At 49.7% G+C, this 14,419-nt stretch carries 9 protein-coding genes; 3 read left to right on the top strand and 6 right to left on the bottom strand.

Annotated features, from left to right (window positions below; translation table 11 throughout):
• Positions 1-367: 367 nt before the first annotated feature.
• From IQ235_RS04810 to IQ235_RS04820, 3 genes are all read right to left on the bottom strand, one after another.
• Positions 368-547 carry a hypothetical protein gene (locus IQ235_RS04810; protein WP_264320361.1) on the bottom strand — a complete coding sequence of 60 codons (180 nt, stop codon included), beginning with the start codon at positions 545-547 and terminating at the stop codon, positions 368-370.
• A gap of 304 nt (positions 548-851) precedes the next feature.
• Complete coding sequence (locus IQ235_RS04815; RefSeq protein WP_264320362.1) at positions 852-1,094, bottom strand: tetratricopeptide repeat protein; 243 nt, start codon at positions 1,092-1,094, stop codon at positions 852-854.
• A gap of 137 nt (positions 1,095-1,231) precedes the next feature.
• A complete protein-coding gene (locus IQ235_RS04820) occupies positions 1,232-1,486 on the bottom strand; it encodes a peptidoglycan-binding domain-containing protein (RefSeq protein WP_264320363.1) in 255 nt (84 codons plus the stop codon).
• A 1,053-nt stretch (positions 1,487-2,539) separates the two neighbouring features.
• On the opposite strand from IQ235_RS04820, the gene IQ235_RS04825 reads away from it, so the two are divergent.
• Together IQ235_RS04825 and IQ235_RS04830 are read left to right on the top strand one after the other, a co-directional pair.
• Complete coding sequence (locus IQ235_RS04825) at positions 2,540-3,544, top strand: hypothetical protein (protein WP_264320364.1); 1,005 nt, start codon at positions 2,540-2,542, stop codon at positions 3,542-3,544.
• Between the two features lie 59 nt (positions 3,545-3,603).
• A complete protein-coding gene (locus tag IQ235_RS04830) occupies positions 3,604-9,306 on the top strand; it encodes a CHAT domain-containing protein (protein WP_264320365.1) in 5,703 nt (1,900 codons plus the stop codon).
• Positions 9,307-9,369: 63 nt separating this feature from the next.
• Here IQ235_RS04830 and tsaB read toward each other — a convergent pair whose 3' ends face one another.
• From tsaB to IQ235_RS04845, 3 genes are all read right to left on the bottom strand, one after another.
• Complete coding sequence (gene tsaB / locus IQ235_RS04835; protein WP_264320366.1) at positions 9,370-10,032, bottom strand: tRNA (adenosine(37)-N6)-threonylcarbamoyltransferase complex dimerization subunit type 1 TsaB; 663 nt, start codon at positions 10,030-10,032, stop codon at positions 9,370-9,372.
• On the bottom strand, positions 10,022-10,606 hold the full coding sequence (locus IQ235_RS04840) for a LexA family protein (RefSeq protein ID WP_264320367.1): 585 nt from the start codon (positions 10,604-10,606) through the stop codon (positions 10,022-10,024). Before IQ235_RS04840 ends, tsaB begins: the two co-directional genes overlap by 11 nt.
• 244 nt (positions 10,607-10,850) lie before the next feature.
• Complete coding sequence (locus IQ235_RS04845) at positions 10,851-11,555, bottom strand: response regulator (RefSeq protein ID WP_264320368.1); 705 nt, start codon at positions 11,553-11,555, stop codon at positions 10,851-10,853.
• 268 nt (positions 11,556-11,823) lie between these two features.
• Between IQ235_RS04845 and IQ235_RS04850 the strand changes: the two genes are divergently transcribed.
• Complete coding sequence (locus tag IQ235_RS04850) at positions 11,824-14,175, top strand: PAS domain-containing sensor histidine kinase (protein WP_264320369.1); 2,352 nt, start codon at positions 11,824-11,826, stop codon at positions 14,173-14,175.
• The last annotated feature ends 244 nt before the right edge of the window (positions 14,176-14,419 follow it).

The following is a 14,419-nucleotide window of genomic DNA, read 5'->3' on the forward strand; positions in this document are numbered from 1 at the left end:
GAGGGTTGGGGATCTCTCCCCAAGGGCCGGGTTTTTCGATGAATTTCGGGGAGTTGACAAAGTGAATACAAGCTTAACTTGTCACCCATGGGGAATGGGGAATAGAAAAAGGCGGTTTCATCGATTGTGTAAATAAACTGATGACGAAGCGCTATATGTATGCGTAAGTCCTAACAAAAAATCCCTCAGTCGGAGGACGGAGGGAAGGGGATACATTGTTCGTTCGAGCGAGAGATCTTGGAAAACCAAGTCGAGTACGTTTGGATAGAGAATCTAAACGCACTCACCTCGATCGGTATATGCCGAGAATCCCATAAGAATCTGGGGGTTTTCATAAAATTGCCTTAAAATTTGATGAGTATGCGACTCAATCGAATTCAAGTTCGGTCTCAAGGTCGAGTTTGGCGTATGAAGCGTCGTCGCCAAGCCATTGAATCTGAACTAAGTAGTATTCGTCTTCTGGGGAAAGTTCTGTTTCTTTAAGTACGAGCGAACGAGTTAGAGCGGCAACAATATTGGAGTAAAGACAGGCGAGGGTTTCCATCATGATTTTTATCGAAATTCGAGTATCGATATCTATCTTTGGAGATCCTTCAACTTCGAGGTAGGAAGAGATTACCACTTCTGCGACCGTCTCGTTTTTGGAGCCATTTATCGTCGAGATTACGAGTTTTAGAGCAGACAGTTGGGCAACCGGATGATTCTGGGATATCGCAAACATTCGATGGCGCCAGGATTAATTCGCCAGAGTTCAGCAGTCTCGAAAAAATTTACCACGTTTACTTTTTGATTTGGCACCAAAGTTGTAGCCCCACGACCGGTCACTCTAACGGGTCGAAAAGCACGTTGACTTAGGCCGCATCTGAGGTCTCTTGAAATTGATGTCCTAAAAGCGATCGCACGCAATTGGCATTCATTCGAGCAATGGCTAAAGTCGGATTGAGCGCTAAAGCTTGCTCGAAAGCATTGAGTGCTTCTTCGTACTGTTGCGAACCGACCAATGCCACCCCGAAGTTGTTCCAAGCCAAAGGATTAAAACCATAGGAAACTTCAGTCGTAACGGAATTGTTGTTAGAAAGACAAGTTAGTTTCACGCTCGTTTCCTCAAAGAGTACTGTTTAGAACTTCACTCACTAATATCTAGGTTCGCAAGCACCGATGTATGCAGCGACGGGACAGTTAAGAGACTGACCATTTTGACTCATCCCTCGATCGGATCGCCCGGTGCGATTTAAGCACTGATATAACGACCCAAAGCCTGCCAGGTGAGTTCCCCAACAATTCCATTGGGAACTAAACCATTCCAACCTTGAAACTCTTTCACGGCGGCTTGTGTTGTCTCGTCAAATTGACCGTTGACGGTCACAGACTTGTGGCAGTAGCGAAGAACGAGAACTTGTTGTAAAAAACGAACCGCACCTCCGGAATCTCCGAAATTAAGTTGCGGCAACTCGATTGTTGAAGTTGTTGAAGTTACTGTATTCACGGTCGAAGCTCCATCATAAATAGTTCTGTTGGTGTGATGTAGCTTGTCTTCAATTCAACGAATGGTTATTCGGGATAAATTTAACAAAATAGATTGTATTTTTTTCAAAAGACTGAAAGTTGCCAATAAAAATCCTCCCGGCAATACAATGTCAGGAGGGTGCAGATGAATCAGTACAGAATTAAACTAATCGTACTCAGAGATCGGGGTTTATAGATCTGCCCCTGTGCCAGCCAAGAAAGTCTCCCTTCTGGGTGTGACAGTTTTTTACCAGTTCGATAAGAAAGCATCGTGTCGGGAAGCGCGGAACTGACTTGCAGCGCCACAGCCGGGATGAATGGAAGATTGGATAGCCCGTGGGTGCGAGAAAAACAATGGTTACAGTTACGAGAATCCAACTTGTAGCGCTCGTCTGAAGACGATTTACATATTTTTAACGATCGCGCCCGCTAAAATATTAGCGGCGCTCGACTTTAGGCTGCGTTGACATTTGATATTCAACCTCATGTGAAGACTGAATTTCAACGGTGTTCGCAAAACTCTCTGCAAACACTGCAAGTTAAGGCTTTGAGCATGAAATGCCAACAGATAAAGTCAGTCCGATCGATTTTCAGGTCGGCACGGACATCATCCAGCTCGGTCTGAGCCAGATCGTTCCGGACCTACTTCTGTTTTGAGATCTTCAATTCAAGACAGATTTTCAAAATACAGCGGGTATTTGAGATTATTTTTAAATACTATATATGTTTTTGGAAAAGAAAAATTGAAGTTTGATAAACCTGATTTTTTAATGTGATGCCAAAGAAAAAACGAATTCCATACATTGTTGCTCGAGCCGATCGCATTCGGACTTTTCTCACTTTTCTCAATCGATCGTTTTTTAGACTCAGTTTTGACGATCGAAAATCCACTTGGCGATCGAAAGATTTGAGGTCGATCGGATGTGTACTCTCATTCTGTGGAGTGCGAATTAGTGGACGATCGCCACGAAAAATTGTCACAATCGCGCATATCTAGTTCCATCAAATTCGTATCGAGGAGGTTCGTCAACTCATGCAACGCAAACTCTCTTATTTCCTGACCCTTGCTTCGATTCCAATAGTATGGACGGGGATAACCAGCACTCGAGTATTATTCGAGTTTAGCGCCGTCGCCACCACCGCACCAACGGCCAACGGACAAATTCTTCAAGTCAATGGCAACGCACGCTTAGAGCGCCAAGAGCAGCGCATCCAACCCCTTCCCGGTACGCCCATCTATCCAGGAGATCGCCTGTTGGCGGCTCGAGGTTCGGAATTGGTCGTTCAATGCAGCGATCTCACCATCAAATCCATTTCCACAGAGCAATTCAATGGCTGTGCGGCTCCTCCATCCTTATCGTGCAATCCCGATTTATACGAATGTCCTCCTCGGGGAGAATTAGCCTCGAACGACGAGCTTCCTTATCCGATCTCGCCCCGACGCACCCACCTACTCAACGATCGACCCCAGTTGCGATGGAACCCCGTAGCGGGTGCAACAGAGTATACCGTTAGCCTCTTTGAAGACGGCACCCCACTCTGGCAGGTTACCACCGCCGACAGCCAAATGAACTACCCGAACGAGCGTCGCTTGCGTTCCGGAGTGGAGTATATGCTGGTTATCGAAACCGATACGGGAATTTCTTCTCTGGATGCAGAACCCATTCCCGGTGGCTTTGGGTTTCGTTTGCTGTCAGAAGACCGCCGCGAGGAAGTGACTGAGGAAATCGATCGCATTGAAACACAAGCACTAGATAAGTCAGCGCAGAACTTAGCGATCGCCTTTCTTTACGTCGAGCGGGGTTTGATTGCCGAGGCGATCGATATCCTCGAAAACCCGATCGAAAGTGGGATGCAAAATGCAGCGCTTTACAACCGACTGGGACAGCTTTACTGGGATTACTTAGCTTTACCCGAAAACGCCCTCGAATCTTACTGCCAAACCGTCGAACTGGCGAGTTCCGATTTCTTAGAATTGAGGGAGCAAGCCCAAGAACGACTCGATCGATTTACCCATTCTTGTCAAACTTCTCCCTAAGACGAGCGTTTTGTCTAGCTTGTTTTTCCTCGTGTTTTCGATTTGAGAGTACCTAAAAATTGAACGTTCGTATCTATCCCTCACTTCTCCTCTCAACGTTTCTATGGACGATCGCTATTACAAATGACACGTCTGCTTTCGCTCAACCCATTACCCCCGCCAACGACGGTACGGGTACGATTGTTACCCCCGATGGCGATCGAATCGACATCCACGGAGGACAGAGGTCATCCGATGGCAGTAACCTCTTTCATAGCTTCGATCGATTTGGACTGGATGGGGGACAAACTGCTAACTTTCTCGCAGACCCCAACTTGAGTAATATCCTCGGCCGCGTGACTGGAGGAGATGCTTCCTTCATCAACGGCTTGCTGCAAGTGAGTGGCGGGGATGCCAATCTCTTTTTGGTCAATCCAGCCGGTATCGTCTTTGGTCCGAGTGCCGCACTTAACGTACCGGCAGATTTCACCGCCACCACCGCCACTGGCATTGGATTTGGCGGCAACAGCTTCGGTGTTTTTGAAGATAATAACTGGTCGGAGTTAGTGGGTACGCCCGATCGTTTGGAGTTTACGATCGCCGATCCAGGAGCGATCGTCAATGCCGGATACTTAGCCGTAACCCCCGCAAACAATCTGAATTTGCTCGCCGGAACCATCGTCAATACCGGAACGTTGCAAGCATCGGGGGGTAACATCACCGTTGCCGCCGTTCCCGGAGAAAGCTTGGTGCGTCTGAGTGCTAAAGACAACCTGTTGAGTTTGGAAGTCGAACCCACCTCCAATGCGCCACTCGACTTCACACCGCTGTCGTTGCCTCAATTGCTGTCTGGGGGAGAAGAACGGGGTCATGCCACATCGATTGCCGTTAACCCCGATGGGACCTTGAGTCTGCTGGGGTCCGATGCTGCAATTGCCTCCCAAACGGGGGATGCGATCGTTTCGGGAACCGTTGATGTTTCTAATGCTGCCGATTCTGTTGAGGGCTTTCCTGCCACGGTCAGGATTTTGGGCGATCGCATCGGACTGTTCGATGCCACTCTCGATGCTTCTGGAACCAATGGTGGTGGCAACATCTTCATTGGTGGTAACTTTCGCGGACAAGGCCCGCTTCCCAACGCGCGGGTAACCTTTGTCGATGCAGGTACCTCAATTTTCGCCGATGCCCTATACCAAGGTGACGGGGGACAAGTCATCCTCTGGGCCGACGACACCACCCAATTTTTCGGTAACATCAGCGCCCGAGGTGCTGCTTTATCAACCAGCAATATTCTCTCAGGCGATCTCTCTATCTCCCCGTCCTCTTCTTCCTCCCTCTCCCCCTCCTCTTCCCACGGCGGTTTTGTGGAAGTTTCAGGAAAGCAAAACCTGATTTTTCGCGGTACGGTGGATACCCGCGCCCCCCATGGGAATTTGGGAACCTTGCTCCTCGACCCGGAAAATATCACCATCGTCGATGGTAGTGGAGATGGTGCGGGGGATGGCACGACTCTTTTTGCGGGCGATATCGGTGGTAGTGACGGTCAGATTCTTGCCGGAGATAGCGCACCCGTCACGATTTACGAGTCGGAACTCGAAGCCCTCGATGGCAACACTAATATTATTCTTGAAGCGAAGAATAATATCACGATCGAAGATTTAAGCGATAATCGGCTTGTCTTAAACCCTGGCAATGGTTCTGTAACGTTTATTGCCGATTCTGATGGGGTTGATGGTGGCTCGTTCTCAATGAATTCTGGCGATATCATCTTCGCACGAGGTCGGGATTTCAGCATTTCCGGCACGAGTATCGTACTCGGAAGCATCGATACATCCGTTGCTAATGGAGATGTAGGAGATGGAGGAGATATCACGTTGCTTTCTTCGGGAGGAGATATTACAACCGGTGGTGGTAGTTTACGTTCAAAGTCGGATATCGGGGACGGTGGAGATATCACACTGATCGTCCAATCGGGTAGCATTACCACCGCAGATATTTTTTCGTTCTCGAACGATAAGGGAACTGGGGGCGATATTATCCTCACGGTTCGCGAGGGAGGAGGTCAAATCAGCATCGGAGGATTGCAATCTTATTCTGAGTTAGGAACTGGGGGCAATATTACGGTCACAACCGCTAGCGGAGATATTTTGGCATCGAATAACTTGCTTTCGTTCTCTCGCGGCACGGGAAATGCAGGAGACGTGACGCTGAGGGTTCGCGAAGGTGGGGGAAGGATTAACGTGCAAGGTACGATCGCCTCTTCCCAGATGGGCGATGGGGGCAATCTTTCCCTTTTTACCGAAAGTAGCGATATCGATTTGGGAGGGAACTGGATTGCCGATACTCAAAGTGACGGTCATGCTGGAAATATCGTCATTGAAATTGGCGGCGCAACGGGAAGTTTTAATATAGAGGATTCCAAACTGCTGGTCAATGCGCACTCGGACAATATCGGAAACGGCGGGGCGATCGATATTCGCGTACCGGGGAATATTACCGCCAATGAGGTATCGGCAACGGGTGGAGATAATGGGGGAGGAATTATAATTTTTAGTGGCGGAACCCTCACGGTTGGCGATGTGCTAGTGGGAGCCGATGTTGGTAATGGTGGCGCGATCGAATTGAGGGCTTCGGGAAATATAATAACGGGGAATATTTCGTCCGCTGCCGGAATGAATGGCGGTCTCATTTCTCTCGTTAGCGAAAATGGAAGTATCAATACTAGCGGTAGTGTTATTAATGCTATCGGTGGGGAAAGTGGAGGGAATATTTTTATAGATTCGGCACTTGATATTACCCTTGGCGGAGTTGGAAATACGGCAATTTTAAATCCTGGATTTAATCGCAATAGTGGTAGTATTCATCTTCGCAGTAATGACGGTTCGATCGAGATAAGCGGACCGTTATTCACCGTTTCTGCACTGGGCCGTGGTGGAGATATCAATTTCGATGCCGAGGGAGATATCATTTTAAATGAAGTGAATACTCGTTCTTTCAGCGAAATAGGAGGGGCGATCGAACTTAGCTCTGAGGGAAAAATTGAGTTAAGTCAGTCGATCGAAACCAATCAAAATAATATTACGTTTAATGCGCCTGTTATTCTCACAAATGATGTTATAATATTAAGTCTTGAATCTGGAAATACCTACTTTCATTATACCATTGACGGTGCGCATAATTTAACGGTAAATTCCCAATCCGGAAATATTCAAATAATGGGTTCGGTTGGCAGCAACACCCCGTTAGAAAGTATCGAGATTCGCAGCCATCTCGATAACGACTCGAATCCGATCGATATTACGACAACAGGCAATATTACCGCCCAAGATTTAGAATCTAAGTCGGGTATCGATTTAAGTAGCCGTAATGGTGATATTACCGCCGATATTCTCGATACTTCATCCCTTGGAAATAGTGGTAATATTTCTCTCGATGCTAACAATATCCAGCTCGATGGAATCAATACTACAAGCCGAAATGGAACCGGGGGAGATGTCAGTATTGAGGTGGGAAATCTACGGGTAACGGACTCATTTCTCGATCTCAACGGCATCGATGCGAGTCTTTCCACCGCTGGCGCAACGGGTGGCGGCACGATCGTCATTCGCCACCGTGGCAATGGGGAAATTCCCTTCATTGTCGGGGATGCATCCCAAAACGGAACCGATGGGGCAATTACCCGAGGCAACGGCTATTTAGAAACCATTTTCAGTGGTGAATTTCTTTATACCTATACTCAGGACGGCGGTCGAATTGGGATTATTTCCATCCCCGCACCTATGGAAATAGACGAGATGGAGGAAAACGAGAACTTGGAGGAGAGTTCGGAACCGGACATTTCTGAAAACCTCAATGAGATCGAGTCAGACACAACCGGGGATTCAGAGCCGGATAATTTAGAAGATGAAGATAGTTTCAATGCGATCGATCCCATCGATTCCATGGCAGAGAGTTCCGACTCTACTCTCGATACAGATGAGGGTATCAATTCGATGTCAGACGGTAACGGAATCGCGAATCCCATCGCTGGCGAGGATCGAGCCAACAATCCCAATGGGAACGAGCCAGGAGGTGCGATCGTCAACCCTACTCACTCAGATAACGGAATCGAGGATCGAGCCAACAATCCCAACGGGAACGAGCCAGGAGATGCGATCGTCAACCCCACTCACCCAGGCAACAGCATCAACGAGCCGAATTTCGGTCCCATGGATGGAGGGAACGATATCGATATCCCCAATCCCACGGACGATCAAAACGATCTGGACCGCTCTAATCCCGATCTTACATCTGATGTTAGCGATCGCAATTCCCCCCCCGATAAGGTCTTACGGGAAGAACTCGCCCGAGAAATTGCTACCAGTCTGAATGCTGACTTGTCATTGGGCGAAGATGAAGTGACTTGGAAGCTTCCCGATCCCAAACAGGACATTTCCCTGAAGCTAGATTTAGGCAATTTTGAGGGCGGCGTGGCAGCCCTCGATCGATTCTTCGAGGAGCAAATTGAAGAAGAAGCCGGGGACAATCTCAATGAAGACGAGCGATCGATGACGGCTCAAGTGGTGCGCGAAACCCTCAAAACCATCGAGCTAGAAACGGGCAAACGAGCGGTCATCGTCTATGCTCTCACCCTACCCCAAACCCAAGCCTTTCCAACCCAAACCGAGCGAGCGAGCGATCGCCATCGAGAACAACTCACCTTAGTCTTAGTCGTTCCCGAAGGACCGCCGATCGTCAAAACGGTGGATCTCGAATCCGGACAACTCAAACGCACCCTGAAGTTATTGCGCCAAAGCATCACCGCTTACCAATCTCAAAGTTATCTACCATCATCCCAACAACTCTATCAATGGTTGATTCAACCCCTCGACGAACATCTCGAAGCCCTCGACATCGATACCCTAATTTTTGCCATGGATGCGGGATTGCACCAGCTTCCCCTAGCGGCCCTACACGATGGCGATCGATTTTTAATCGAACGATATAGCCTCGGTTCGATTCCCAGCCTGAGCTTAACCGATACTCGCTACCGGAGTTTAGAAAAGATGCAAGTTTTGGCCATGGGGGCTTCGGAATTTCCCGAATCGAACAACCCATCCCTACCGGCGGTTCCCCTGGAACTGGCTCTCGTATCGGGCAATTCCTCGCGGATTCCTCCAAGCACTCAAGGGTTACAAGAGGGTGAAGGCTCGTTTTTCGATCGAAATCCTTTGGGTCGATCGTTTCTCAATGAAGAATTTACCCTGGAAAACTTGATCGAGCAACGCCAGAAACAACCTTTCGATATCATTCACCTGGCAACCCATGCCAATTTCGATCCCCAAAACCACTATCGCGCTTATCTCGAACTCTGGGATAGGCGCGTGGCTCTCGACGAATTGAGGCTGGTGGAATGGTACGCACCGCCGATTGTAGAACTATTGGTACTAAGTGCTTGCGAAACCGCTGTGGGCGATCGCGAGGCGGAATTGGGGTTTGCCGGACTCGCCGTGCGCGCTGGGGTTAAGTCCGTCCTGGCGAGTTTGTGGCAAGTCAAGGATACGGGAACGTTGGTGATGATGAGTCAGTTTTATCATTATCTTCAAGAAGCACCAATTAAAGCCGAGGCATTGCGACAGGCACAACTGGCACTTCTACGAGGAGAGGCGAGCGTGCGCGATGGATATCTCGTCGGCAATGGAGTCCGAATTCCTCTGCCACCGGAGACGGGTAATTGGGAGGGTCGCGATTTCTCCCATCCTTACTTTTGGTCGGGCTTTACCCTTGTGGGCAGTCCTTGGTAGAGCGAGGGTTCGGGGAAAACGGGGGCTAAACTTTCTCCCGTTTCCCTCTCTTGCTACGTCTTCTCAAACAGGTTGCTGACCGTAAAACGGTAGTGCCTCCGACCAATGCGAGCGCTTGCCTTGCAGCCATTCCCCGTAAGCCAAGGTCAGAACGCTCGTCACCGTACTGCCCAACTCTGGCGTTGCCCTAATCTGGTAGTAATCTCTGTTCCAAGTCTTTAGCACCTGCTGCCACGCTCGATCGGTTTGTACGGTATCCGATCGCAGGGCCGTCACCGGATCTTTCTCGGGGAATACTTGATAGATTGCGGTAAATAGTTGCTCCCTGGCTGCGGGCATCTGCACGGCGAGATCGACTCGATCCGGAATCGATCGATCGTTCTGGCGGGAAGTACGAGCCAATGCTGCGAGGGAGGAAATGGCAAATAAAGGAACGTTCAGGGTTTGAGCCAGCGTCCGTGCCGTTACCACCCCGATGCGAGTTCCCGTAAAACTTCCGGGTCCTTTGGCAACGGCGATAAACGCGATATCTTGCCAGGTTTGCGGTTGGAGAAACTCGGCAAGATACGAGTGTAAGTGGGTGGAGAGCGATCGCCCTAAATTCCAGGTGGCAGCGCGAGACTCCCCCGCAAAGTTATCGATGGCTAAACCGAGTTCGGGGGTCGTGGTATGGAGTGCCAGACCGTATTGGGCCCCGTGGGGTTCCAACTCAAGGTTATAAGGCATGAACGACGTTGGTCACTACGCCCCAAATATGAAACTGGGTTTCTTCCGCGATCTCCAACGGTTTGTAGCGATCGTTTTCGGGGACCAACAAAAGTCGATCGTCGTCTTGGTACATCCGCTTCACCGTGACTTCTCCATCTACCACGGCAATCACCACGCTACCGTTCTTCGGTTCGATCGCCCGATCGACAATTAATAAATCGTTGGGGTGAATCCCCGCATCGATCATCGAGTCTCCATTGACTCGCACGCAGAAGGTTTCTTCTGGATGTTGGGTCAGATGTTGGTTGAGGTCTAATTCCCCATCGACATAATCTGTGGCCGGAGTCGGGTACCCGGCTGCTACGGCTTCTAAATAGAGAGGAAGTGTGAGTGTCGGGGTCGTTTCCTGTTGGGACAGACGTTGAATTTGAATATCCCCAGCACATAGGCGCCCCTGACTGGGCCAATTTTCTAAAATTTTAGTGACTTGAGTAACTAAACTCATTGGCAAACGCACGGCTTTCGTCGGTTCTCCGTATTTACCGCTGCCCCTGGGTCGTCCTGCACCCGGACGTTTACCACCGCGACCCATAGTCTTACACTCCAATGCTTAACGTACTGCATTCAAAATAGTAGCAGATTTGTGGCACGTGGTGCGAGAAATCCTCGATCGCGGCAATCGGGAACGCAGAAATAGAAAACGGGGGAAGTTCGCACAGAGGCAAGCCTGGAAATCTCCTTCGATACGAACGAGCACTCCGATCGATGGTGAAAAGCATTCCCTCGTCAGGACGAGCGGATGAGGAGACGGGAGACACCCAACGCCCAACGCCAATCTAACAGATCAATCCAGAACGCAAGGCTCGCACCGCGGCCTGGGTGCGATCGTTAGCTCCCAATTTATTGAGAATACTGCGAACGTGGGTTTTGACCGTCCCGACGGTGACAAATAACTGTTCGGAAATCTGAGCGTTGCTACAGCCGGCGACAATCAGCTCCAAAATCTCCAACTCTCGCTCCGTTAGCGGGTAAGCCTCGATGATTTGCTCGTACTCCGGTTCCACCGCTCGAATCGCAACAGTGCGTGCATCCGTGCTAACCCCCGACCCTAAAGGCTGCTTGACCTGACGCAGGACGATGCTGGCAATGACCGGATCGATCCAGGCGTGCCCCTGATGGGTTTCGCGTACCGCTTGAATCAAATCCTGAGAATCAATTTCTTTAGTACAGTAAGAATCGGCTCCAGCAGCAAAAGCCGCCAGTACCGCTTTCTCGCTATCGTGCATGGTTAGCATGAGAATGCGCGTTTTCGTTTCCGGTTGCCGCGCCTTGAAACGCTCGATGAGTTCGATACCATCAATATCGGGCAAACCAATATCCACCAGGGCCACATCCGGTTGCTTCTCTTCTAGCAAACGCAATCCCCCAGTCCCATTTGCCGCTTCTCCCACACAATTGAAACCGGCTTGTTTGAGAGCTGCACGCAAACCCATACGAGTTAAATCGTGATCTTCAATGAGTGCAATGCAAATGTCGCTCATGTTCCTTTTGGTGACCCCACAATTTGAATCAGATAGCCGTTGACTTTTCCGCTGTACGATTCGCGCGATCGAACACATTCCGTCAGCCATCTATCCACCGAACGAGCTGACCAATTACTGTCTCTATCCCAAGAGGTAAATTGTAGCGAACAAGTGTGGCTTGAAGCGTTTGTTGATAGATTAAGCAAGTAGCCAACCGTTGAAAACCACAAATACCAGACTGGGAGTCGTCGAATTTAGAACAGAGACAGCAAATTAAAGATTGGATATGGATAATAGTACACCATTACAGTTTATCGCTAGCGATTTAGAATACTTTTTTACACAGTCTCCCCATTTATTGGCGATTCTTGGAGACGATGGCTATTTTAAACGCATTAATCCCGCTTTGGAAAACCTGCTCGGCTTTAGCCAAGTCCAATTGCTGTCCCAACCGTTTCTAGAATTCGTCCGCTTTGAAGATCGAGCGGTCGCTCGGGCGCAGATAGACCGGCTGAGCGATCGCGATCGCTCGGTTCGCTTTGGCTGCCAGATTCGGGCTGGGGACGGACACCCGAAATGCTTAGAGTGGAATATAAGTCTTTTTCGCGAGGCTGTTGATGGGTCGGCGCTGTTTTACTGCACCGCCCGAGATATAACCGAGCGACAGCGTGTCGGACAAGCCTTACACGATAGCGAACATCGCTTGAGGGCTATTTTTCACCAAACCTTTGAGTTAATTTGGCTACTCACCCCCGACGGTATCTTACTCGAAGCGAATAAAACGGCGTTGACCTTCGGTGGCTTGAGTGCCGAGCAGGTGCAAGGTCAGCCATTTTGGGAAACTCCCTGGTGGCAAACTTCGCCCGAAATCAGCCAACAACTCCAGGAGGCAATTTCATGGGTGTCTCCAGGCACGTTTATCCGCTACGAGGTCGATATTCTCGGGGCGAATCACACCGCAACCACTCTCGATTTTTCGCTCAAGCCCGTGAGTGACGAGGCGGGTGAAGTGACCCTGCTGATTGCAGAAGGGCGCGATATCGTCCAGCGTCAAACCACCGATACCATATTGCGTCAGCTTGCTGTCGATATCAAGGCGTGGGAGGGCTTGCAGACCACCGAAATTCAACGCTATGCCGAAGCTGTCAAAAATATGCAGGATGGTTTTTATCTGTGGCAGCTAGAAGACCCAGATGATATTAGCAGTTTTCGATTGCTACTGGCCAACCCAGCCGCCGAGAAATTCATTGCCGTTCCCAACCGGAACGTGTTGGGTCGAACCTTGCAGACAGGGTTCCCTCAGATGTTTGAGACCGAGCTGCCGAAGCTTTATCGCCAGGTCGCGATCTCCGGGCAAAAGCGAAAGTTGGATATCGATTACACCATTGCCTCTGGAGAAACGCGAACCTTTAGCGTCAAACTCTTTGCTTTAGAAGGACGGTGCCTGGGGATGTTGTTTAACGATATCACCGAGCAACGCCGCAGCCAGCGGAAAATGAGCGAACAAAGAAAGCAGCTCAAAATTCTCTTTGATAAAGCTGGAGTTGGAATCGGTCGCTTAGATATCGACGGGCGCTGGATTCAAGCCAACGACAAACTCTGCGCGATCTTAGGGTATTCCTGCCAAGAACTCTTACAAACGAGTTTTCAAGCCATCACCCACCCAGATGATGCCGCTGTCGATCGGCAATGTTGCGATGCCCTCGTGTCGGGGGAGTTAGAAACTTCGTCGATCGAAAAGCGCTATTTGCGCAAAGATGGCGAACCAGTATGGTGCAGCGTCACAGTATCGCTCATTCGAGACGATACCGCTCGGACGAGCTACTTCATTGCCTTTATCGATAATATTAACGATCGCAAGACAACAGAGCTGGCTCTACAGCAACAAACAAACGAACTGGCCCAAACGAATTTGGTGTTGGCCAGGACGATGGCTCAACTCGAGAAGCGAAATCAGGAACTCGATCGGTTTGCTTATGTCGCGTCTCACGATCTAAAAGCCCCGCTGCGAGCGATCGGCAATCTAGCGACTTGGATCGATGAAGATATCGGCAACGATCTCCCCGACGAAAATCGGCAACAGCTCGATTTACTGCAAGGACGGGTACATCGCATGGAAAAGCTCATTGATGGCTTACTTGCCTACTCGCGAGCAGGGCAAAGTTCTATGACATTTGAAGAAGTCGATCTCAAGACGTTACTCGAAGAAGAAATCGATCTTTTAGCGCCCATGGCAGCTTTGACCATTGAGATTGCTCCCGACCTGCCGAAATTTTATACCGATCGCGTTCCCCTAGCACGGGTGTTTGCCAACCTCATCAGTAACGCCATCAAGCACCACCATCGCTCGAACGGTCGAATTGAGATTTCCTGGACTCCTGGTTGCAACGGGTTCTACGAATTTTCCGTTGGCGATGACGGTCCGGGCATCGATGAAGCCTACCACGCCAAAATTTTTGAGATTTTTCAAGTTTTAGAAGCCCGCGATAAGGTGGAAAGCACCGGTATTGGGTTGGCCATTGTTAAAAAAACCGTGGAAGCAGAGGGGGGAGAGATCTTTGTTGAGTCTGAAGTCGGTAAAGGTACGACTTTTCGATTTACCTGGCCGATGCACCCCGAACGACCCCGAAGAATATAAGGCCTTTATGGAGAGTTCTGCCTGTTTGGCTGCAGCTAACTCTTCGGAAGCAAGCATCCGTTTGTCGTGCACCTGACCTTCACCAGCCTGACTCGATACCAACACTCGCTCGGTCTCGTCCATTGCTACGAGGTGTTCTTGGGTTGTTCGTCGCAATACCCGCAGCATGGGTGACAAGTTAAGCAATTTGCTCCCATGTCAAGTTGACTGGCTTGAATCCTAAAACCCCCGTCATATAATGGGT

This window comes from Zarconia navalis LEGE 11467 (assembly GCF_015207075.1).
Lineage (GTDB): Bacteria > Cyanobacteriota > Cyanobacteriia > Cyanobacteriales > Geitlerinemataceae > Zarconia > Zarconia navalis.